Origin of the sequence: Corallococcus sp. RDP092CA, from assembly GCF_041903675.1 — a bacterium.
Taxonomy (GTDB): Bacteria; Myxococcota; Myxococcia; order Myxococcales; family Myxococcaceae; genus Corallococcus.
This window is the reverse complement of the sequence record NZ_JAYESI010000028.1, coordinates 71343-93058: the sequence shown is the minus strand read 5'-3', so window position 1 is coordinate 93058 and position 21716 is coordinate 71343. Positions and strand designations below refer to the sequence as shown.

Below are 21716 nucleotides of genomic sequence, written 5' to 3'. Positions count from 1 at the left end.
GCGCCCGCGCGGGAGGGCTTCGTCACCTCCCCGGAGGCCAGGTGGTGTAGAGAGGACCGGGTGAGTGCTCCGCCGGTCCCCACGCGCCCCCTCCCCACGGCTGCCTTCCATGGCGTGGCGCTGCTCTACTTCGCGGGCTGCGCCGCGGGGCTCGTGCGCGAGTCGCGGGAGCTGGGCGGGCGCCCCGGGATGATGGGGCTGGGCGTGGCGGTGGCGGCGGGGGGCCTGGCGCTGGTGGCGCTGGGCGCGCTCGTGGGGCTGCTGCGCGGCGGGCGGCTGCGGGCGCTGCGCTCGCGCGCGGAGATGGGCACCTATGCGCTGGTGCTCGCGACCATGGGCGTGCTGGCGCTGGTGGGGCTGCGGCTGTCCTCCGCGGAGGGCCGGCCCGCGCTCGCCCTGTTCTGCCTGGGCGTCGCCGGGTGGCTGGCGGGGGTGGGCCTGCATGGGGTGCCCGCGCTCTTCCTGGGCCCCTCGGGCTTCATCGATTCGCTGGGGCGGCGCACGCCGTTCTCCCGGCTGGAGTGGTTCTCGCTCCAGCGGGAGAAGGGGGACCTGCCCCGCGTGCGCCTCCAGGCGGGGCACGGGACGCGGCTCCTGCTGAACGCCCGGCTCGCCAGCGCGGACGAGGACGCGGTGCGGACCGCGCTGCTCGGGGCGGGCCTCACCTCCCGGCGGCGGTAGCGTCCTTCCACGGGTCGCCGCCCACGCCGAAGGCCTCCAACTGGAAGGACTGCGTCCCGGAGACGCGGACCAGGCCCAGCGCCGGGACCGCGGCGGACCACTGGGCGGTGATGCCTCCCGCGTACGAGTACTCCTTCACCGCCAGCTTCCTGCCGGCGAGGGTCTCCGTGCTCTCGCGCAGGGGGTGGGGCTGGCGGTGGGCGCCCGGCTGATTGAAGGGCGCGGGCGTGTCCTTCGGAGGCTGGCCCGGCACGCGCAGGCGCATGAGCAGCACGCTCTTCGCGCTGAAGCGATCGCCCTCCACCAGGAAGTCGAAGCCCACGCGGCCGGCGGCGGGCACGTCGAGCTCCAGGAGGATCCACCGCCCGCGCTTGCCCTCATGACGCCCCGGGCCGCCCACCTTGATGACGAACTGCTCGGGCCCGTCCGGCGAGGTGTTCAGGTAGCGCGCCCAGCCGCCCTCGCGCACGACGAGCGGCAGCCCGAACAACGCATCCGGCGCGCGGTCCTGCGCCCGCGCGGGCAGGGCCGTGAGGCCCGCGAGCACCACCGCGAGCAGCGGCAGCAGCCGCCCCAGGCGTCCTCCCCGGGTGGCTGTCCTCGAGCCCCCGGGCTTGTCCGGCGCGGAGCCCCGGACCGATAGTGCTGTTCCCATGCGCCGCCTCCTGTGTCCCGTGTGCACCGCCGTGCTGCTCTCCGCCACTCCGGCCGGGTCCGCCGCGCCCGACGCGGGCACCTCGCCGAGCCGCCCCGCCGCGAAGGGGGCGTCCGTTGACGCCGGCCCGCCCGACGCCGGAGCGCCAGCGCCCTCGGATCCGCCCATTGCTTCCGAGCGCCTCGCGGAGGCGCGCGCCCTGGTGCCGCCGCTGCTGCTCTACGGCCAGCTCCAGCCCGTCGTGGGCGCGTGGGTGGAATACCTCGTCCAATCGAAGCAGGGCAAAGCCTTCCCCGTGCGCGCCGCCGTGGTGGGCGAGACGCCGCGTGAGCACGACACGCTCTACCAAGTGGAGGTGGACTACCAGACGGCCCCGCGCGCCCTCATCGTCGTCTGGGTGGCCCGTGCCGGCACCGCCCGTCCCATGGTGGAGCGGCTGGCCCTCTCCCTGCCGCCCAACGCCCCCGTCTCCGTCCCCGTGGACCTGCTCACGGACCACGCCGCGCTCCGGGGCGTGCCCGTGCGCCAGCGCGACACCGAGCTGCGCGCCGGCCCCTTCGCCGGCAAGGCCCGGGAACAGACCTTCCGCCTGGAGACCGGCAGGCAGGTGACGGTGGTGACGGCGGACCGGGTGCCCGTGTTCGGCGTGGAGTCCCTGCGCGACCCGGAGGCCACCTGGACGGCGCAGAAGAGCGGGACCGGGGCCCGGCCCGCGCTGGACGCCGTGCCGCTCACGCTGCCCCGGCTGCCCACGCCCTGACGCAGGGCCCCTCAGCCGAAGGGGTAGCCCAGCACGCAGTAGAAGCCGCGGATGTAGATGGTGAGCGCCGCGAACATCTCCGGCGCGAACGTGGTGATGGCGCCGACGCCGAACATGAACGCCATCAGCAGCACGGTGAACTCGGCCATGGCCTGACCCCGCGAACGCGGACGCCGCAGCCACCGGTAGCCTCGCGACAACCAGCCATTCATCGATTCGACTCCTGGGGAAGAGGGGCACGCTCGAGCACGAACGTGATGAGGGATTCGGGGGGGCCGTCCTTGTCCAGCGGCGACAGCGTCAGCGACAGCCGCTCACCGGGGCGCTCGAACTCCAGCAGCTCCACGCCCTTGGCCAGGCGCCCGCCCGAAGGCAGGTAGCCGCGCGAGGGGAGCTGCGAGCGGTAGAACTCCGCGAGCATCGCGGGCGTGCCGTGCGCCACCTGCGTGAGCGTGGTGCTGCCCGCGCTGGCGCCGCCGCCCCCCTCGTCCAGGCGCAGCACCGTCACCACGCCCGGGGGCTGCGGCAGCGACTCGGGCGCCTGGCCCTGGAGGTGGATGCCCTCGGGCGCCTCCACCAGGGAGGGGAACACCAGCGTGCGCGTCGTGGCGCCGCCCACGCGGATGGTGGTGACGGCCACCAGCGCGCCCAGCCGCTCGTCGTAGTAGTTCACGGCGCCGCCGCCCGCGCCGTCGTCCTGCGTGACGATGTTGCGGCCGCGCAGCCGGAACTCGCGCGCGAAGAACTCCAGCACCTCGCCCGGCGGGTGGTCCGTCTCGAAGTAGCCCATCTCCATGGGACTGCCGTTGGTCACCATCCGGCCCATGGGCACCATCGCCGCGCCGGGGAAGGACGGCATGACGCGCAGCAGCCGGCCCACACCGGCATCCGGGAACGGCGGCGCCGGGGGCAGGGCGACCTCCGGCTTCGAGGGCGGCTTCGCCGGGAGCCCCGACGCCGGCGCGGGCGGATCCTTCAGCAGCACGGCGGTGGCCACGAGCGCGAGCAGCCCGCCCAGGCCCAGCCAGCGCGTGAGCGCGCCCGTGCGGTCCGTCAGTCCGCTCATGGGGTGCAGGCGTCGCTGTTGTAGTGGAAGTACGCCGCCGCCGCGGAGGTGGACTTCGTGTAGATGGACTCCGGCTCGTTGGAGATGGCGGCGCCCTGGAAGAAGTTGCCCCGGCACCGGTAGGCGCGCATGGGCCAGTTGTCGTCCCGGCCCCCGGAGTTGGAGAGCCCGCGCTTCGTCTTGATGGCGCTGGGCTCGCAGTTGCCGAAGCAGTAGTTCGTGTCGTTGCGCCAGTAGGCGGCCTGGAGCACGTCGCCGGGCACCGTGCGCGTCGGCTGGACCGCGCTGTAGTTGCCCGCGTCCGTCACCGCGCGGATGACCACGGACTTGCGGATGTAGTCGTCGGAGAAGGGGAAATCGAGCCCCAGCACGCTCAGCACCGACGCGATGGAGTTCATCGCCCCGCCGCTCACGCCCGCGTAGACGATGTTGCTCATGCGGTCGTGCGTGAGCTGCTCCACGCGCGGATAGGTGTCCGCGGGGTTCTCGCCCGGACCCCAGGACCTCCAGGTGTCGTGGTAGAGGTAGAAGTGCTCCTCGAAGTGGAGGTCCAGCTGGTCGCCGTCGAACCCCGTCGTGTAGAGGGCGACCTCCCGGGGGATGATGTGGTTGATCACCCGGGCCTGCACGTCCGTCTGGACCGCCCCGACGCTGGGGTCGAAGCCCATGTCCCGCGCCAGCTGCTCCGGCGAGCCGCCCAGGGCGCTGACGGCGGCGCCCGCGATGCCTCCCACGCCCGACTGCGAACCCAGCCCGGACATCCCCACGCTCTCCAGGGGCGCGTCCGCGTTCTGGGCCTGGACGTTGAGGGTGAGCCCGTTGCGGTAGGCCGTGCCCAGCGTGCCCGTCTTGGTGGAGCCGTCCAGGTCCTGGTAGCGCGTCTGCGCCTCCGCGGTGACGGCGGAGAGGTCCTGGCGCACCGTGCGCTCGAAGGCCACGAAGCGCGCCAGCTCCACCATCTTCAGGCGCGCGCGCTGGACCTCCCAGAAGTAGTTCGCCCAGAGGACCAGCACGACGAGCAGCGGCGCCAGCAGCGCCAGCTCCACCGTCGCCGCTCCCCGCGCCGCGCGGCGGCCCGCCCGCGTCAGTAGTTGATGCCGTTGAGCAGCCATTCGCTGTCCTCCCAGGCGGGCACCATCCACTTGAGGTGGTCTTCGTCCCAGTGCGTGTTGATGGGCGCCAGGCGCGCGGTCCAGAGCGGGTTGAAGAAGTTGGGCTCCTCCTTCCACGTGTTGGGGCGGTGGTAGATGGCGCGGCCCACCGACATGGCCATCATGCCGCCCGTGCGCTCGCGGAAGTCCGCCGCGTAGCCGTCCTGCTTGCCGCCGACGTACCGCCAGGTCATGTCCAGGTACGACTCGCGGATGCCCTCGTCGTTGTTCTCCGCGGTGTTGTACTTGCCGTCGCCGTTGCCCTCCATGAAGGCGTTCCGGGACAGGTTCTCCAGCTCATAGACGGGCTTGTTGCCGGTGCGGTCCGCGCCCATGTCCTTGCTCAGGAGGATGAGGTTGCACGGGTAGCCGAAGTGGTTCTGCCGGGGGCTGACGAAGCTGGTGTCGGAGGTGACGAACGGCGTGATGCCCATCCAGGGGTGGTGGTCATCCGTCTTGTTGGAGCCGTACTCCTGGTGGAAGCCGCCCCGGTTGTCCGCCGCCGCCCGGAAGCGCAGCCGGAAGACGTCGCTCCAGCCGAAGAGGAAGCAGGTGGGGCGCACCTCGATGCGGATGTCGTCCGACGCGAAGAGCTGGTCCTTGCGGTTGTTCTCGAAGTTCTCGTCGAAGCTCTTGATCTGGCTGTCCGCCGTCTTGCGGATGCGCAGCTCGCCAATGCCCACGCACAGCCGGAAGTCCCACTTGCGTCCGATGAGGATGGGCCCCTTGCCCACGGCCGTCCACTCCCGGCGCACGCCGTTGGCCAGGTTGCCCATCAGGAGGCGGTACTTGGCCATGTTCGGATCCGACAGCTTGTTGCCCCCCACCAGCTTCGCCCGCGTGAGCATGCCGGTGGGGTCCACGCCCATGGTGGGGCTGCTGCTGAAGGGGCCGTCGTCCAGGACGTGCAGGAAGTTCTTGGCGTTGGAGTAGTTGATGTCGCCCTGGTTCTTGAACAGCCCGCCGACCGTGGCGGTCTTGGTGAACGACTCCCCCGAGTCCATGTCCCTGGGGACGTCGGCCTTGGGGTCCGTCTTCGCGATGACGTCCCCGTGCCCCTTCGTGGTGTAGAGGTCGAAGAGGGTGCCTGTGAGCATGGCCTCCTGGGCCAGCCACAGCGCGATGTTGAGCGCTGTCAGCACCGGGATGAGCAACCGGGAGACGGTCTCCACCGTCACCTTCCAGGCCTTGATCACCGCGGAGACCGCGGCGAAGACGGCGCCGATGCCTGGGATGTATTGCAGGTACTTGGCCGCCACGCCGATGGTGCGCTCCAGGTACACCGCGTGGCTCACGTAGGACATCACGGTGAGCATCGCGGAGTAGTGCACGATCATCGCGCGGTTGGTGTACGCGAGGAAGTTGTAGGCCCGCGCCTCCTTCACCGCCAGCGAGTACGCCTGCGCGTCCGCGGCGTCCTGCAGCTTCATCTTCTCGTACACGCCCTGGCCGATGTTCACCGACGTCATGACGGTGACGGCCAGCACGAGCATGACCACCACCCCCAGCACCATGGCCTGCCCGCGCTCGTCGCGCCGCAGTCTCCGCAGAATCCGAAACATCGTGGGGGTCCTTCTGGCCCGCGCCTGGGGGCGGCGCTAGCCGTCCACGGCGCACGCGTTGGGGCCGTGCGAGCCGCTGTTGAGGAGGTTGGACTGCATGCGCATCGAATAGGTGGCGACGACGGGGATGGCGAAGATGTTGGTGTTCGCGAGCGCGCGGATCTTCTGGTGGTCGGGGCTCTGGCCCGCGCCCGCGTCCTCCAGGTGGTCCGTGAGGCTGCCGCCGTTCACCTTCTGGGTGGTGAAGTTGACGCCCCGCATGGCCAGGCCGTTCAGCGCCTCGCGCCCCATGTAGAAGGCGTGCAGCTGCCAGTTCGCGAACGGGATGCGCATCTCGTAGAAGTAGGTGATGCGCACCGTGAGGAGGTTGGCCTCGATGACCTGCGCGTTGCGGATGTCGTCGTAGTCCAGCTCCAGGCCCTGCAGGTGGGAGCCGTAGGAGGCGAAGAGGGTGGGCAGCTGGCTGCGCCGGGGGTTGAGCACCTCCACCCGCACGCGCTCCAGGTCCACGTCCTCGTTGAAGCGCTGGTTCTTCTCCGCCTGGCTCAGCTCCGTGTACGCGTCATGGACCCGCGCCACGTTGATGAGCGTGTCCACGCGGCCCTCGATGCCGCCGGATCTGGGCGGCCCCAGGGTGGGCAGGACCGCCGCGTAGGCGGCCTTCTTCATGAGCTCGCAGTCGCCGTGGTTGACGATGCCTGCGCGCGCCGCCCGGTACGCGGCGTACTCCGTCATCAGCCGCGCGTGGTGGAGCGTCCCCAGCTGGAGGATGCCCAGGATGAGGAACACCATCACCGGGATGACCAGCGCGGACTCCACCAGCGCCTGGCCTGACTCACCGGGATGGGTTGAAGGGGACCTGTTCATGGGACGTCCAATGTTCACACACCGTGTCAGAGGGATGCCAGTCGGCGGCCCCCTGGTCGCCCGCCAGCCTCCCCCATGAGACGGGGACCTATCCAATACAGGACGCAAGAAGACGGTATCGGTCGCTTGGACGCGCCGCGCCGAATCTGGTCACCCGGTGGGTGGAGGCGAGGGCTACCGGGAGCGCCCGGCGGGCTTCGGGGCGCCCACCAGCGTGGCGACGAGGGTCCGCGCCAGCGCCTCCGCCGGCGCGCCCTGGAACCCGGAGCAGGTGAGCTTGAGGCTGAGGATGCCGTGCAGCCCCGCCCAGAAGACCTCCGCCAGCTGCTCGGAGGGGGCGGCCTCCAGGGCCCGGCCGGCGGACTTCAGGTCGTTGAAGGCCCGCACCAGGAGGGCGAAGGCCCGGGGGCCCTCGCCCCCCTGCTTGTCCTGGAAGAGGTCCGCGGACAGCTTGGGGTCCTCCATGAAGATGAGGCGGTAGGTCTCCGGGTGCTTCAGCCCGAAGGCCAGGTACGCCTGGGCCAGGCGTGACAGCCGCTCCGCGGGGTCCTCGATGGCGGCCGCCGGCTCCAGCACCGCGAGCAGGTCCTGGAAGCCGCGCACGCACAGCGCTCGCGCGATGGCGTCGCGGTTCTCGAAGTGGAGGTAGAGCGTCGCGGGCGCGTACTCCACCGCGTCCGCCAGCTTGCGCATGGAGAGGGCGCCAAACCCTTCCTTGATCACCATCTCCCGCGCCACCCGGAGGATGCGCTCCCGCAGCTCCGCGCGCTGCCGCTCCTTGCGCTCCGTGATGCCCATGTCACGAGCGTAGGTCTTGACGAAACGAACGGCCAGCAATAAATGAACGCTGTTCACAGAACGGTGTTCAGTGAAAGCTCGGCCGTTCATTCCCAGGAGGGCGACATGGAGACGGTGGCGTTGTTCGGCGCTTCGGGCGTCATCGGGCAGTCTGTGGCGCGGGCGCTCCAGGCGCAGGGGCGGCCGTACCGGGTGGTGGGGCGCTCGGAGGGCAGCCTGCGCCGGGAGTTCGGCGCGGATCCGCGGGCGGAGGTGGTGACGTGGAATCCGGAGGACCCGGCGTCCATCCGGGCCGCGGCGCGGGGCGTGCGGACGCTCATCTACATGGTGGGGGTGAACTACTGGCAGTTCCACCTGCACCCGGAGCTGATGCGCCGCACGCTGGACGCGGCCATCGCGGAGGGCGTGGAGCGGGTGGTGCTCATCGGCACGGTGTATCCGTATGGCCTGCCGCGCACCGCGCGGGTGACGGAGTCCCATCCGCGCGAGCCGAACTCGTACAAGGGCCGCATGCGCAAGGCGCAGGAGGACCTGCTCCTGGAGGCGGACGCGGCGGGCCGCATTCGGGGCACCCTCCTCCGGCTGCCGGACTTCTACGGGCCGGGCGTGGAGCGCAGCTTCCTGTACCGCGCCTTCGTCGCCGCGTCCCAGGGCAAGCGCGCCCCGCTCATCGGGCCGCTGGACGCGCCGCACGAGTTCGTCTTCGTGAATGACGTGGGCCCCGTCGTCACCGCGCTGATGGACGAGCCGCGCGCGTACGGGCGCTTCTGGAACCTGGCGGGCGCGAGCGTCACCACCCAGCGCCAGCTGGTGAAGGAGATCTACGCGCAGGCCGGCCACAAGCCGAAGATGCTGGCGATGGGGAAGGGGATGCTGCGGCTGGCGGGCCTGTTCGACCCCTTCATGCGGGAGCTGGTGGAGATGCACTACCTGCTCACGAACCCGGTGCTGCTGGACGACTCCGCGCTGCGCGGCCTGCTGGGCACGGTGCACAAGACGCCGTACCCGGAGGGCATCCGCCAGACGCTCGCGGCCTTGCACCGCGAGCAGGAGGCGAAGGCGCGTCCGGCCCGGGTCCCCGCGGCGACCTGAGCCGGGGCGCGCTCAGGCGGGCCGGGGCGCGGCGGAGCGCGGGGCGCCCAGGCCGCGCTCGCGCGTGCGCGCGTTCGTCAGGCGCTGCCGGTGGCCCGCGAGCAGATCGCTGCGGGTGAGGATGCCGATGACGTGCTCCGGCCGGGCGCGGGAGACGACGGGCAGGCGGCCCACGCCCTCGTCCATCATCAGGTCCGCCGCCTCGCGCAGGGAGCTGTCGTCGAAGACGACGGCGGGCGGGCGCTTCACCACGTCCCGCATCCGCCGGCCGCCGCTCGCCTGGCCATCCAGCAGGTCCCTGCGGGTGACGACGCCCACCAGCCGGCCTTCCTGCGTCACGACGGGGAATCCCTGGTGGCGGGAGCCCGCGGCTTCGGACGCGAGCCACGCGCGCACCTCCTCCAGGAGGGAGTCCGCCTGGAGCGTCACCACGGGCTTGAGGCCGTGATCGCGCACGAGCGCCGTGCCCAGCGCGTCCGCGCCGAGCTCCGTGGGGATGCGGGCGCCGCGGCGGGCCAGCTTCTCCGTCATGATGGAGTGCCGCATGAGCAGCGCGGACACCAGGTAGGACGCCGCGCAGCCGGCGAGCCGCGGCAGGAGGCCCAGCGGCTGCCGCGTGGTCTCGAAGGCGAACACCACCGACGCGAGCAGCGCGCGGGACGCCCCCGCGAAGAGGGCGGCCATGCCCACCAGCGCCGCGACGCGCACGTCCACGCCCAGGGAGGGGAGCAGCTGCGTGGCCAAGAGCCCCAGGCCGGAGCCCAGGCCGCCGCCCAGCGTGAAGAGGGGCGCCAGCGTCCCGCCCGACGTCCCGCTGCCCAGCGCCACGGACCAGGAGATGAACTTGAACGCGCAGAAGGCGAGCATCGCCGTCCCCACGAAGCGGCCGGACAGGATGTCCTCGATGTTGGTGTAGCCCACGCCCAGGGTGCGCGGGGAGAAGGCGCCCACCACGCCCACGACGATGGCGCCCAGCGCGGGCCACCACATCCAGTGCAGGGGCAGCTTCTCGAACGCGTCCTCCAGCCAGTACACCGCGCGCGTGCACGCCACGGAGGCGACGCCGAGGGCGAGCCCCAGCACGCCGTAGAACGCCAGCGCCCCTCCCGAAGGCGTGGTCAGGTCCGGGATGGCGAACGCGGGCGCGCCGCCCATGAACGCGATGCGCACGCCGGTGGCGGTGGCGGTGGCCAGGGCCACGGGGATGACGGAGCGGGGCTTGAACTCGAAGAGCAGCAGCTCCACGGCGAGGAGCACCGCGGACACCGGCGCGCCGAACGTGGCGGCCATGCCCGCGGCGGCGCCCGCGGCGAGCAGCGCCTTGCGCTCATCCGCGGTGACGTGGAGCCCCTGCCCCAGCAGCGACCCCAGCGCGCCGCCCGTGGCGATGATGGGGCCCTCCGCGCCGAACGGGCCGCCGGTGCCGATGGCGATCGCCGCCGACAGCGGCTTGAGCAGCGTCATCCGGGGCGGGATGCGGCTCTGGTTGAAGAGCACCTGCTCCATGGCCTCCGGGATGCCGTGGCCCCGGATGGCCCGCGAGCCATAGCGCGCCATCAGCCCCACGATGAGCCCGCCCACCACGGGCACGACCACGACCCAGGTGCCCAGCGTGTTGTCCCCGGGCGACACCGGCTGCGCGGACAGCCGGCCGAAGAACGCGAGGTTCGTGACGAAGTGGATGAGCGCGCCCAGCCCCTGCGCCACCAGGCCCGCGACGGCCGCCAGCGCCACGGCCAGGCAGCTGATGAACACGGTGCGGGAGTCCACCGCCACGGAGGTGGCGGGGGTGCGCAGGCTGGCGAGCGCGGGCCCCATCGACGGGGCCACGGGGAGGCTGGACCGCGCCGCTGTCCCCCCGCCCAGCCCTTCCTCGATGCGTTCCACGTCAGGTTTCTTCATCGGTGTGCTCCTGTGCCCTGCCGCGCCGCGGAGGGCGCGAGGCTTCGTCTTCGAAAAAGAGCGGGGCCACGTCCCCGTCGAGCCCCAGGGCGCGCACCCACGCGTCCAGTCCCCGCACCAGGCCGGCGCGCACCTCGGGCTCCAGGCCGCGCAGCGCGGAGATGAGGCGGGCCTGGGCCATGGGCGGCGCCTTGCGAAGCAGCGCCCGGCCCTTCGGCTCCAGCGCCACCTCCACGCGGCGGCCGTCCTCGTCCGAGCGGCGCCGGCTCACCAGCCCCTGCTCGATGAGCTTCGTGACGACGACGGACACGCTGCTCTGGTGGGTGAGCGTGCGCTCCGCGAGCGCGTTGATGGAGCACGGCCCGGACTCCGCCAGCTCCTGAAGGATGAAGAGCTGGGCGCCGCTGATGCCCACCAGCCGTTCGGAGGCGCGGGTGGAGACCCGCAGCAGGCGCACCAACCGCCGCACGCCGTCCATGGCCGCGCGCACCTCGCCGGAGACGTCCGGGGGCGGCGGCCGATTTGTATGGGAGCCCATATATATGCCCGCAACCTACGGGGCAGGGGGCGCGGGCACAAGCGAAAGCGCTGGGGAGGCCTGGCTGCCTGGGCCCAGCCGGCGAGGCGTGGGCCCGGAGTTCGCCATCGGGAGGGTGGGCCCACCCTGGGAGGGGTTGTCACGGAGGAGCGTTCCGAGGCGCGGGGGCGGCCCCTTGAGTCGCGGGCGGTGGCGGCACGGTCGCGGTGTCCCGCTGTGCCAGGAGCCAGTCCACGAAGAGGCGCGCGGCCGGGCGCAGCCGCTTGTGCGAGGGATACACCACGAAATAGCTCGCGCGCGTGGGCACGATGGGCCCGGGCAGCCGGAGGAGGCGGCCGTCCGCGAAGTAGGGCGTGGCGATCTTCTCTCGCGCCAGCGCCACGCCCAGGCCCTGCACCGCGGCCATCAGCGCGCCGGTGGTGTCGCTGAAGCTGTAGCGCTCCTCGAACCGCGCCCCGCGCACGCCCGCCGAGCGGAACCAGTCCTGCCAGCCCTGACGGCTCAGGTCCGCGATGAGCGGCAGCGCCGCCACGTCCGCCGCGTCGCGCACGTGCTCGATGCCCGCGAGCCGCGCGGCGGCCACGGGGAACAGGGCGTCGTCCATGAGCGGCTGCGCGGTGAGGCCCGGCCAGGGGCCCTGGCCGTAGCGGATGCCCAGGTCCGGCCCGCCCTCGTCGAAGCGGGTGAGCGCCATCTCCGTGTCTACGTGGATCCGGACGCGCGGGTGCCGCGCGGTGAAGCCCGGCATGCGCGGCAGCAGCCACGCATACGTCAGCGAGTGCACGGTGGTGACGCGCACCACGGCGTCCTCGGCCCGCGAGTGCTTCAGCCCCCCGAGCACGTGGTCCATGTCCGACAGCGCGTTGCTGGCGGCGTCCGCCAACTGGCGCCCCTCGGTCGTCAGCGCGACGCCCCGGGCGTGGCGCTGGAACAGCACGACGCCCAGCCGGTCCTCCAGCTTGCGCACGTGGTGGCTGACGGCGCTGGCGGTCAGGTGCAGCTCCTCCGCCGCGCGGGCGAAGTTCTGGTGGCGGGCGGCGGACTCGAAGGCCGCCAGGGCGGGGAGCAGGTCGGTGTGAAGGGGCATGGGGGACGAGCCTCAAATCTGGCTCATGTCTGACACGGAAAGGATGCGCTTGTGAAGAAAGGGGGGCGGCGTGAAGAGAGGGGCCAGACAGAAGTCAGATTCCTTCCTCGCACGAGGGGGCCACCATGCGCGCACCCGGTCTCACCCATCCCCAGGCCGTGACTCCTCCCTTCAACCGGGCGTGGCTCACGCCCCTGGAGCTGGGCGGGCTGGCCGCCATCTGGGGCGCGTCCTTCCTGTTCCTCCGCATCGCGGCGCCGGCCTTCGGCCCCCTTCCCCTGGTGGCGGTGCGCCTGGTGCTGGGCGCGGCGGTGCTGATGCCGTTCCTCTGGCGCGCGCGCACGGCCCTCCGTCCCGCGCTGTGGCCCCGGCTGGCGCTGGTGGGCGTCATCAACGCGGCGGTGCCCTTCTCGCTGTTCGCCTGGGCCGCGCGCCAGGCCCCCGCGGGCGTCGGGGCCATCACCAACAGCATGGCGGTGCTCTTCACCGCCCTGGTGGCGTTCGTCTTCTACGGCGAGCGCATCGGAGCCCGGCGCGCGGTGGCGCTGCTCGCGGGCTTCGCCGGGGTGGTGGTGCTGGCCAGCGGCAGGGCCGCGGGCGCGAGCGTCGCCTGGGCCGTGGCGGCGGGGACCACGGGCGCGTTCCTCTACGGCATCGGCTCGAACCTGGTGCGCCGCCACTTCGCCGGACTGCCGGCCGCCGCGGTCGCCGCCGCCACGCTGGCCTGCGGCGCGGTGCTGCTGCTGCCCTTCGCGGTGGCCACGTGGCCCGCGGAGCCCATCGGCATGCGGCCCTGGCTGGCGACGACGGCCCTGGGCGTCATCTGCACCGGCCTCGGGTACGCGGTGTTCTACCGCCTCATCCAGCGCATCGGCGCGCCGCGCGCCGCCGTCGTCACCTACCTGGTGCCGCTGTTCGCGCTGACCTGGGCCTGGCTCATCTTGGACGAGCCGCTGACGCCCACCATGCTGGTGGCGGGCGGCCTCATCCTGGGGAGCGTGGCGCTGGGGCAGCCGCCCGCGGCGCCCCGGGCGAAGTGAGGCGTCAGGTCCGCTCGAACTTCCAGATGCGGTAGCCGTCCCGGACCGTGGGCAGGAAGCGCCGGAGGATGAACGCCTGGACGCGCTTTCCGGCGAGCTCCCGCGCGCGCACGGGCACGGAGGTGGCGGACGCGGCCGAGTAGCCCGCCTCCAGGAAGAGGGACTCCGGCGCGTCCGTCATGTCCTGGAAGGACGCGCCCATGCTGGCGAGCACCGCGTGCAGGTCTCGGCCGTACTCGCGCTGGAAGGTGGCGCGCATCAGGTCGCAGTACACGGCGTGGTGGGGGAACACCTGCCGGAGCACCGCGAGCATGTCCCGGCGCTGCGCGTCCGACAGGTACATGAGCACGCCCTCGATGATGACGTGCGTGCGCCGTGCGTCCTGGTAGGGCGCGAGCTTCTGGGCGAGCGACTCCGCCGCGAAGTCGATGGGGAGCCGCTCGAGCGGGTTCCTCGCCTCCGTCACCGGCAGCTTCGCGTCCTTGAGCGTGAGGATGGCGGGCTCGTCCACCTCCAGCCACCGGCCGCCGCGGAGCCGGTAGGCCCGCGTGTCGAAGCCCGCGCCCAGCACCACCACCCGCGCGTCGGGGGCCCGGTCCAGCTCCTCCTGCACCCGCGCGTCGATGATCCGGTGCCTCGCGGCGTTGCTCTCGTTGGCGTGGTCGAAGGACTGGAAGCGGGCCCAGACCCGCCGCGCTTCGTCGTCCATGAAGCGGGAGGCGAAGGTGTCGCCGCACAGCGGCCGCGGCCGGCGCGCGTCCTCCGCCCGGCAGGCCAGGGTGTAGTACGCGGTCTTCGAGATGGCGTTGGCCATGGGGGCCTCCTTGAAACCCGCGCGCAGCTTGCATGAGATACGCGTTTTCTCGAAAGGATGGTCCAGATGCGTTTCGTGATGGCGCTGGGCGTGGTCGTGTTGGGCGCGGGTTGCGCGCATGCCCCGAAGGCGGCGGACCCGGCCGCGCGGGCGCAGCAGCTCTCGGCGGAGGCGGAGCAGGCCTATGACGCGCTGGACTTCGAGCGGTGCGCGGAGCGCTTCCGCGCCTCCGGCGACGCGGGCGCGGAGGGACCGGACCGGGCGGAGTCCCTCTACCGCGCCGCGGGGTGTGCCTCGCTCGCGGGCCACGTGGACGCGGCCGTGGATGTGCTCAAGCGCGCGGTCCAGGGCGGCTACTACGACGCGGATCACCTCGAATACAACCCGGAGCTGGCGGCGCTGCACGGCCTCCCCGCGTGGAGCGGCATCGTCGCGGAGGCCCGCGCCAACCTGTCGAAGGCCACCGAGCCCCCGCTCCCGATGTTCACGCTCGCGGGCCTGGATGCATTCGGTTCGCGGAAGGTGGACCGGGAGGCGGTCCAGCGGGCGCTGGGGCTGGAGGTGGGCAAGCCCGTCGTCCGCAGCCCCGCGGTCTTCAAGCAGAAGTCGGCGGCGCTGCGCGAGCAGTACGGCCTCGCGTTCGCCCACCTGGCGATGTTCATGTACTTCGCCGAGGAGTACAAAGGCACCGTCTACATGGTGATGGACATGGTGGACGCCGCCGACGCGGCCCGGCTGCGCTTCCGGCCCCCGCCCCAGGGGCACCTCGCGGATCCGGAAGGGCTGCTCACCCGGTGGCACGACTATGAACAGCGCCTGCAGCAGCTCCAGATACAGGGCAAGCTGCCAGAGGACTCCACCTGCAAGGTGGCCCACTGCATCGGCGGGTTCGGCCACCCGGACCTCGCGGCCTACGAGCCGGAGTTCATCGCGAAGGTGCCCCCGCGGTTGGACGCGCTGACGGCGGTCCTGCGCGAGGACGCGGACCCGGAGAAGCGAAGCGCGGCCGCGTTCCTCCTGGCCTACGCGCCCACGGCCGAGGAGACCGTGCAGCGGCTGCGGCCCTCCATCCGCGATCCGGACGGCGGCGTGCGCAACAACGTGCTGCGCGTGCTGACGGCCACGCAGGAGGTCGCGACCAATCCCCTGCTGGACGTGGCCACGGTGGCGGACGCGGTGACGCTCCCGGAGGCGAGCGACCGCAACAAGGCGACCTTCCTCCTCTCCTACCTGCTGGCTGACCTGTCTCCCGAGGCGCTCGAGGCGCAGCGGACCGGGCTGATCCGCCAGTTGGGGGAGACGCTGGTCGCGATGTCGGCGCTCCAGGTGCCCCTCAACCGAGACCCCGCCATCCGGGTGCTGAAGCAGCTCTCCGGCGAGTCCTACGAGACCGCCGATGAGTGGCGTGCCTGGCTCGCGCGTCAGCCGAAGGTGGAGGGGTAGGCGCGAGGGCTCGACGTCCGGCTGCCTCTCCGGTGGTCAGCTTCCCCCCGGGTGGGGGAGGTGACCACCGGCGCGGCGCTCCAGGTGCCCGGCGCCTGGGTCCGCCGGTTCCCACCTCAACCCAGGCTGTCCGGGTTCGAGGAGTGCACGTCTCTTTCTTGACATGTGGACTCTGCGCCTTTAGAGGGTGATGATGAGAATGCCTATCATTTTCATGTCCGGGTCCCCGTCCCGGCGGGAAATGCGAGGCGCTCCATCCCCCCAAGCCAAGAGGCCATTGTCGATGAAGCACTCGTTTGCCTTGCGTTCCCTCCGCCTCTCCACCGCGGCGATCGCCCTGTCCCTGTTCGTGGGCTGCGGCGATTCGGAAGAGGACGGCCCGCTGTACGCCATCACCACGCAGCAACTGGTGTCGGACCCCGTGGAGAGCTACGTGGTGCTGACGCCCGACGCGGAGAAGGCCGCGTCGCTGTCGCTGGAGGGCGCCCTCAAGGTGCCCGGCCGCGCGCTGGGCGTGGGCATCCCCAGGTCCGGCTCCGTCTACGTGGTGAGCGACGCGAGCGCCACGGTGACCCGCTACACGCTGAACGCCGAGGACGCGCTGGAGGCCGCGGGCACGGTGAGCTTCGCGCCCCAGGGCGTGACGTCGCTGGGCGAGTACCAGGCCAACTTCCAGTTCGTCTCGGAGACGAAGGCGTACTTCTTCGACGGCGCCACCGCGCAGGTCGTCATCTGGAACCCCACGGCGATGACGGTGACGGGCACCATCCCGCTCACGTCGCTGGTCATCCCGGACACGGTGATGGCGTTTTCCGGCGCGGTGATCCACACCGGCGGGCAGATCATCATGCCGGTGGGCTGGCGTCCGGAGGCGGGCGTCAACGTCACGAAGAAGGCGGGCGTGGTCTCCATCGACACGGCCACGGACACGGCCTCCATCGCGACGGATGAGCGCTGCGGCTACACGCACGACGCCGTGCTCGGCACGGACGGCAAGGTGTACGTCGCCACGGAGGCGTATGGCGCCGCGGTGCGCCGGGTGGTGGGGCAGGACGCCCCGGAGCCCTGCCTGCTGAGGTACGACCCGCAGACGCGCCAGTTCGACACGACGTTCTACCGCTCGCTGGACTCGCTGGTGGGCGGTGGCACCGCGGGCGCGCTCATCCCGAGCCCCACGGCGGGGACGGCGTACGTGCGCGTGCTCGATGAGAGCATCGCCCCGGTGGAGGAGGGCACGCACCCGCGCACCATCGCGAGCGGCACCGGCTGGCAGTGGTGGGAGCTGAAGCTGGACACGCTGACCGCGACGCGGAAGGCCGACTTCCCGTCCACCTCCGGCAGCGTGTTCCTCTTCGAGTCGGAGAACCAGACGCTCTACACGGAGTTCGGCGCGGGCGCCGCGTCCACCACCTTCCGCGTGCTGGGCGACAACGGCAAGGCCGTGGTGTCGACGCAGGGCCTGTCCTTCTCCTTCCTCCAACTGCGCTAGCCAGGACCCACGACCATGCTCGGACATCCGATGCGTCACGCGGGCCTGCTGGCCATGGGGCTGCTGACGGCGACGACGGCGTTCGCCACCAGCACGGGCATCACCGGCAACTCTGGCAAGAGCGGGGTGACCTGCAACACGTGCCACAATGGCGGTGCGGCGCCCACGGTGGAGCTCGAGGGCCCCACGAAGGTGGAGAAGGGGGCCACCGCGCAGTACTCGCTCATCATCCGGGGCGGCGCCGCGAAGACGGGCGGCGCGGACATCGCCGTGGACAACGCGGACACCAGCCTCGTCGCCGGCACGGGGCTGAAGAAGCTGGGCGCCGAGCTGACCCACTCCGCGCCCCAGGCCTTCACGGGCACGGAGCTGCGCTTCAACTTCTCCCTCGTCGCGCCCGCCACGGACGTGACCATCAACCTCTTCGGCGCGGGCAACTCGGCGAACGCGGACCAGGACAGCACCGGTGACCGCGCCGCCAACACGAAGCTGAGCATCCAGGTGGGCAACGGCTCTCCGGCGCAGGAGGAGCCGGGCCCGGGTGACGGCGAGGACTCCGGAGGCTGCGCCGCCGCGAGCAGCGCCCCGTTCTGGGCGCTCGCGCTGGCGGGGCTGCCGCTGGCGGTGCTTCGCCGCCGCCGGAGCTGAAGCGCCCGTTGAGGTCGTGAAGCGAGAGGCCCCTTCCCGGCGCGAGCAGGGAGGGGGCCTGGTGCATTCCGCCATGAACATGCGGGAGCGGAGGGGGCGAGCCCCGGGCTCCTGGCGGGGGAAGGGCCGGAAGAGCGCGGCGCGCTCCGCCTCCTCCCTGCCATCCCGAGCGCCCGTCTCCACCGTGGGTGAAGGAGGCGGAGACTGTCATGGCGCAGGGATATTCCATCAACATCGGGTTGAACGCGGTGGATCCGAAGCACTACGCGGGCTGGGATGGCCAGTTGCAGGCGTGTGAGGCGGACGCCCAGGACATGGTCAGCATCGCGAAGGCGCGGGAGTTCAGCCGCGTCCGTCCCTTCCTCACGAAGGAGGCCACGCGCGAGAAGGTGCTCGCGGAGCTGGGCGAGGCCGCGACGGTGCTCCAGGCCGGGGACCTGCTGCTGTTCACCTACTCGGGGCACGGCGGCCAGCTCCCTGACATGAACGGGGACGAGGCCGACGGCCTGGACGAGACATGGTGTCTGTATGACGGGGAGCTCGTCGACGACGAGATCTACCAGGCGATGACGAAGCTCAAGGCCGGGGTGCGGGTCTTCATGCTCTCCGACAGCTGCCACAGCGGCACGGTGAGCCGGGTGGCCTACGCGGCCCTGCGCTCCAGCGGCAGCCTCCAGTTGCTGGCGGACTCGGTGCAGAGCACGGAGCCGGCGGAGCGGCGCTTCAAGGAGATGCCGCTGGGCATCGAGCAGCGCACGTACCGCGACAACAAGGCGATGTACGACGCCATCCTGAAGGGGCTGCCCAAGGACGATCCGAAGCTGATGCTCAAGGCCACGGTGCTGCTCATCTCCGGCTGCCAGGACAACCAGCTCTCCAGCGACGGCGTCTACAACGGCCTCTTCACGTCCAACCTGCTGCGCGTCTGGAACGGGGGGAAGTTCAAGGCCAGCTACCCGACCTTCCACCGCCGCATCCTGCACACCATGCCGCCCATCCAGTCCCCGGCCTACTCCGTCATCGGGGTCCCCAGCCGCGAGTTCGAGCGGCAGGTGCCGTTCCACGTGAGCTGAGACACGGTGAGCGCTCGACGCGGAGCGCCCACCGTGCCTGCTGCCTTCGCGTCGGCTTTCAGCCGCTAGTCCTTCGTGCAGACGACGTCATCGACCTGGAGGTGGTCGCGGTCGGCTTCGCTGCGGCTGGGGTAGAAGAACAGGCGCCAGTCGCGCACGTTGCCGGTGAAGCGGAAGAACACCGGCTGCCACGCGTCGCTGTCGACGGCGAGGAAGTCCGTCTGCGGGCTCCAGCCGCCGCTCGAATAGCTGCGGTGGCGGATGCTGCCGTGGCCGCGCACCCGGTACGAGCAGGAGTAGGTGCCCGTCGGCACGTTGAACTTCTCCGTGGTGAAGCGCTCCGCGGTCTGGATGGGGACCACGAACTGCAACGCCGCCGAGCCGCCGTGCACCGCGCTCGTGTAGCGCACGAGGCGCGAGGGCTTGATCTCCGAGCCCGGGTCCGTGATGCCGTTGTCGAGGCCGTACCAGTCATCCGGGACGTAGTTGTTCCCGTAGTAGGGGATGGCCCGGGTGCTCCAGCGCTCGAAGCCTCCGTTGCGGATGATGTTCGCGGGGTGGTCTGCCGCGACGCAGCGGTGGGTGGCCGTGTCACAGGCGGGCAGGGCGCCCTGGCAGTCATACGTCGTGATGCACGCCCCTTCGGCCAGCTCGCACACGCCCGTCGTGGGATTGCAGGTCTGGGCCGGGTTGCCGCACGTGACGCCAGCGCAGGGGTCGCCCTCGACGCAGCGATGCGTGGCCGTGTCGCAGACCGGCGTGTCCGGCGTCTGCGCGCAGTCCGCGTGACGGGCACAGCGGTCGTCGGCGGTCACGCAGGTGTGGGTCGCGTCGCAGGTCTGCCACTCGCCGCAGTTCATGGCGTCGTCGCAGCGGCCGGAGAGCGGCTTGCAGGTCGCGGTGGCGTTGTCGCAACGCGCCCATTCCTCGCAGCTGACGGAGTCACACGGCTCGGGGGCCCGCGTGCAGCGGACGTTGTCGATGAGCAGGTGGTCGCCGCTGGTGTTCCGGACGCTGAAGATGAGCTCGAAGGTGTCGAAGACGGCGTTGGCCAGGTTGAAGCTGTACGCCACCTGCGTCCACGTCTTCGTGTCGATGGAGGTGTAGGACGAGTAGCTGGAGTAGTCCGTGCTGAAGAAGCCGTTGCGGATGTCGCCCGTCCCGCGCGCCTGGTAGGTGCAGGAGTAGCGGCCCGCGGGCATGGACTTCGCCAGGGTGCTGAAGCGCTTGTGGGTGGTCGAGGTGTTGATCAGCCGGGCCGCGTTCACGCCCTCGAAGGCCTGCGTCGTGACCTTCTGCACCTCTTCGATGTTCGACGTGCTCCCGGACCACAGCGCAGGGAGGGCACCGGGCCACTCCTCGAAGCCCCCGTTGTCGATGACGTTCACCTCGACAGGGCCGCCCGCGTCGGGCGTCTCGGAGCCCGCGTCCGTGGGCTCGGTGCCCGCGTCGGGTGTCTCGGAGCCCGCGTCCGTGGGCTCGGTCCCGGAGTCAGGGACCTCCGTCCCGGCGTCGGGCGTCTCGGAGCCCGCGTCCGTGGGCTCGGAGCCTGCGTCGGGTTCCTCGGTGCCTGCGTCCGGCAGCGGGTTGCCTGAATCAGGCGTCTCGACGCTCGCGTCAGGCCGGCTCTGGCCCGCGTCGGGCGTCTCCGCCGGATCCGAATCACCGCACGCGACCACCCACACCAAAAGCGAAGCCAAATACACACGAAACAACTTCAACGCGAGCCTCCGGTTCCAGGACCAGGGCTTTCGTACCACATCGTGCGGGCGAGCCCCCTGCCTGCGCTCCGCAGGGGGCCGCGTGTCCCGCTCGCGCAGCTTCGCGACGAGGCCATCCTCGATGCTGCTTCACGTCATGACCGCCCTCGCTCCGCATCGTCCGGGCCAGCGCGTGCAACGCATTGCGCTTGGACAGGTTCTGGACGGGGAGGTTCTGGTGGCGCGCTCGCCGAGGGCCTCAAAACCAGGAAAGCTCCTTCAAGTTCGAGGAAGCGGCGGATGCGAGCCGCTTCCCGGGGCCCTGACCGCTGTCAGGGGGCTCCGACCCCAGCCGGCGTGTCCAGCGCCTCCAGGCAGGCCTTCAGGGTCGCCGCCAGGCTTTGCACGTGAGGGGGCTTGAGCAGCGTCATGTGGTTGCCGTCGATGTAGTGGACCTCCACTCCGCCCCTCGCGAGCCCACCCCAGCCCCAGCTTGGATCCCGGCCGTACAGCGCGGAGTCCGATTTCGTGCGGAAGAGCGTGAGCCGCCCCGCGTAAGGCGCGGGCTTGTAGCGGAACACCGCGGCGCTGTTCATCACATACGCGTTGAGCAGCGGGCGCATGCTCGGCGTCTGCTCGGCCCCGGTCTGGAGCTCGGAGGTGCTGGACCGCATCTCACTGAGGGTCGAGCGCAGCCCTCGCACCCGCGTCCGCACCCAGTCTGGCACCGCGGCGAAGCGGCTGCCGCCGGTGTCCGCGCCTCCCGGCGCCGCTCCCGCCGTCCGCTGCTCCCGCAGGTAGACATAGTCAGACGCCAGGCTCCAGATGTCGCGCGCCACCGAGTAGCCGAAGCGGGAGTACGTCATCACCGTGCCCGCGCCCGGGGCCCAGGTGTCGAAGAGCCCCAGGAAGCGGACCTCCTGCCCCTGCTCCGTGAGCTGCCGCGCCATCTCGTACGCGGCCATGCTGCCGAAGGACCAGCCTCCCAGGAAGTACGGCCCCGCGGGCTGGACGTCCCGCAGCCGCCGCACGTAGTAGCCGGCGATGTCTTCCATCGTCCGCTGGGCGATGAGCGTCCCGCTTCCCTCGAAGGACTGGATGCCGAACATGGGCCGGTCGAGCTGCAACGCCGCGGACAGCTCGTAGTACGGGAAGATCACCCCGAGGATGGGGTGGACGACGAAGAAGGGCTCTCTCTGCCCCTTCGCCCGGATGGGCACGACGGGCGGGACGGCGCGGCCCAGCGGGGCCTGGCCGCTCACGCCCTGCTTCTGCTTGAGCAGTTGTTCGAGCAGCTTCCGTTTGACCGGGGAGAGGCTCTCCGGCGTCTTGGCGGGGTCGTTCACGGGC

The 21716-nt window shown here is 71.5% G+C and carries 21 protein-coding genes; 8 read left to right on the top strand and 13 right to left on the bottom strand.

Annotation, left to right across the window (positions count from 1 at the left end):
• Positions 1–60: 60 nt before the first annotated feature.
• Entirely contained in the window at positions 61–681 is a 621-nt protein-coding gene (locus U8525_RS26145; RefSeq protein ID WP_374269147.1) for a hypothetical protein, read from the top strand.
• Here U8525_RS26145 and U8525_RS26140 read toward each other — a convergent pair.
• Positions 662–1336, bottom strand: a complete 675-nt coding sequence (locus U8525_RS26140; protein WP_374269146.1) for a hypothetical protein — start codon at positions 1334–1336, stop codon at positions 662–664. The two genes, U8525_RS26145 and U8525_RS26140, sit on opposite strands and share 20 nt — an antisense overlap.
• Between U8525_RS26140 and U8525_RS26135 the strand changes: the two genes are divergently transcribed.
• Positions 1335–2096: a hypothetical protein gene (locus U8525_RS26135; RefSeq protein WP_374269145.1), complete on the top strand. Its 762-nt coding sequence runs from the start codon at positions 1335–1337 to the stop codon at positions 2094–2096. The genes U8525_RS26140 and U8525_RS26135 overlap by 2 nt on opposite strands.
• 11 nt (positions 2097–2107) lie before the next feature.
• Here U8525_RS26135 and U8525_RS26130 read toward each other — a convergent pair whose 3' ends face one another.
• The 6 genes from U8525_RS26130 to U8525_RS26105 all read right to left on the bottom strand — a co-directional run bounded on the left by U8525_RS26130 (position 2108) and on the right by U8525_RS26105 (position 7540).
• Positions 2108–2308 carry a hypothetical protein gene (locus U8525_RS26130; protein WP_223742761.1) on the bottom strand — a complete coding sequence of 67 codons (201 nt, stop codon included), beginning with the start codon at positions 2306–2308 and terminating at the stop codon, positions 2108–2110.
• Positions 2305–3162 (bottom strand): hypothetical protein, encoded by an 858-nt coding sequence (locus tag U8525_RS26125; protein ID WP_374269144.1) that lies wholly within the window; start codon positions 3160–3162, stop codon positions 2305–2307. Before U8525_RS26125 ends, U8525_RS26130 begins: the two co-directional genes overlap by 4 nt.
• Positions 3159–4274, bottom strand: coding sequence for a pilus assembly protein (locus tag U8525_RS26120; protein ID WP_374269142.1), 1116 nt, complete (start codon positions 4272–4274; stop codon positions 3159–3161). Before U8525_RS26120 ends, U8525_RS26125 begins: the two co-directional genes overlap by 4 nt.
• Entirely contained in the window at positions 4247–5875 is a 1629-nt protein-coding gene (locus U8525_RS26115) for a pilus assembly protein (protein ID WP_374269141.1), read from the bottom strand. Before U8525_RS26115 ends, U8525_RS26120 begins: the two co-directional genes overlap by 28 nt.
• Positions 5876–5911: 36 nt before the next feature.
• On the bottom strand, positions 5912–6742 hold the full coding sequence (locus tag U8525_RS26110) for a TadE family protein (RefSeq protein WP_374269139.1): 831 nt from the start codon (positions 6740–6742) through the stop codon (positions 5912–5914).
• A 174-nt stretch (positions 6743–6916) separates the two neighbouring features.
• Positions 6917–7540: a TetR/AcrR family transcriptional regulator gene (locus U8525_RS26105; RefSeq protein WP_374269138.1), complete on the bottom strand. Its 624-nt coding sequence runs from the start codon at positions 7538–7540 to the stop codon at positions 6917–6919.
• Positions 7541–7645: 105 nt separating this feature from the next.
• Between U8525_RS26105 and U8525_RS26100 the strand changes: the two genes are divergently transcribed.
• Positions 7646–8632 (top strand): NAD-dependent epimerase/dehydratase family protein, encoded by a 987-nt coding sequence (locus tag U8525_RS26100; RefSeq protein ID WP_374269137.1) that lies wholly within the window; start codon positions 7646–7648, stop codon positions 8630–8632.
• Positions 8633–8644: 12 nt separating this feature from the next.
• On the opposite strand, the gene U8525_RS26095 is transcribed toward U8525_RS26100, so the two are convergent.
• The 3 genes from U8525_RS26095 to U8525_RS26085 all read right to left on the bottom strand — a co-directional run bounded on the left by U8525_RS26095 (position 8645) and on the right by U8525_RS26085 (position 12159).
• Positions 8645–10534 (bottom strand): chloride channel protein, encoded by a 1890-nt coding sequence (locus U8525_RS26095; protein WP_374269136.1) that lies wholly within the window; start codon positions 10532–10534, stop codon positions 8645–8647.
• Positions 10521–11072, bottom strand: coding sequence for a MarR family winged helix-turn-helix transcriptional regulator (locus U8525_RS26090; protein WP_374269134.1), 552 nt, complete (start codon positions 11070–11072; stop codon positions 10521–10523). Before U8525_RS26090 ends, U8525_RS26095 begins: the two co-directional genes overlap by 14 nt.
• A 139-nt stretch (positions 11073–11211) precedes the next feature.
• Positions 11212–12159 carry a LysR substrate-binding domain-containing protein gene (locus tag U8525_RS26085; RefSeq protein WP_374269133.1) on the bottom strand — a complete coding sequence of 316 codons (948 nt, stop codon included), beginning with the start codon at positions 12157–12159 and terminating at the stop codon, positions 11212–11214.
• Between the two features lie 125 nt (positions 12160–12284).
• Here U8525_RS26085 and U8525_RS26080 point away from each other — a divergent pair, with 125 nt between their 5' ends.
• Positions 12285–13199 (top strand): DMT family transporter, encoded by a 915-nt coding sequence (locus U8525_RS26080; RefSeq protein ID WP_374269132.1) that lies wholly within the window; start codon positions 12285–12287, stop codon positions 13197–13199.
• 4 nt (positions 13200–13203) lie between these two features.
• Here the strand turns inward: U8525_RS26080 and U8525_RS26075 are convergent, their stop codons facing one another.
• Positions 13204–14013, bottom strand: coding sequence for a class I SAM-dependent methyltransferase (locus tag U8525_RS26075; RefSeq protein WP_374269130.1), 810 nt, complete (start codon positions 14011–14013; stop codon positions 13204–13206).
• A 66-nt stretch (positions 14014–14079) separates the two neighbouring features.
• Here U8525_RS26075 and U8525_RS26070 point away from each other — a divergent pair, with 66 nt between their 5' ends.
• The 4 genes from U8525_RS26070 (at position 14080) to U8525_RS26055 (ending at position 18666) form a co-directional block, all read left to right on the top strand.
• A complete protein-coding gene (locus tag U8525_RS26070; protein ID WP_374269128.1) occupies positions 14080–15456 on the top strand; it encodes a HEAT repeat domain-containing protein in 1377 nt (458 codons plus the stop codon).
• A 301-nt stretch (positions 15457–15757) separates the two neighbouring features.
• The gene (locus U8525_RS26065) at positions 15758–16945 is read left to right on the top strand and encodes an MxcI protein (RefSeq protein WP_374269127.1); all 1188 of its coding nucleotides are present in this window, start codon (positions 15758–15760) and stop codon (positions 16943–16945) included.
• A 15-nt stretch (positions 16946–16960) separates the two neighbouring features.
• Positions 16961–17593, top strand: coding sequence for an MXAN_6652 family MXYO-CTERM-anchored protein (locus U8525_RS26060; protein WP_374269125.1), 633 nt, complete (start codon positions 16961–16963; stop codon positions 17591–17593).
• Between the two features lie 209 nt (positions 17594–17802).
• Positions 17803–18666, top strand: a complete 864-nt coding sequence (locus U8525_RS26055; RefSeq protein ID WP_374269123.1) for a caspase family protein — start codon at positions 17803–17805, stop codon at positions 18664–18666.
• A 65-nt stretch (positions 18667–18731) separates the two neighbouring features.
• On the opposite strand, the gene U8525_RS26050 is transcribed toward U8525_RS26055, so the two are convergent.
• Together U8525_RS26050 and U8525_RS26045 are read right to left on the bottom strand one after the other, a co-directional pair.
• Positions 18732–20372 (bottom strand): invertase recombinase-like protein, encoded by a 1641-nt coding sequence (locus tag U8525_RS26050; RefSeq protein ID WP_374269121.1) that lies wholly within the window; start codon positions 20370–20372, stop codon positions 18732–18734.
• 326 nt (positions 20373–20698) lie between these two features.
• On the bottom strand, positions 20699–21712 hold the full coding sequence (locus tag U8525_RS26045) for a thioesterase domain-containing protein (RefSeq protein ID WP_374269120.1): 1014 nt from the start codon (positions 21710–21712) through the stop codon (positions 20699–20701).
• Positions 21713–21716: the final 4 nt, after the last annotated feature.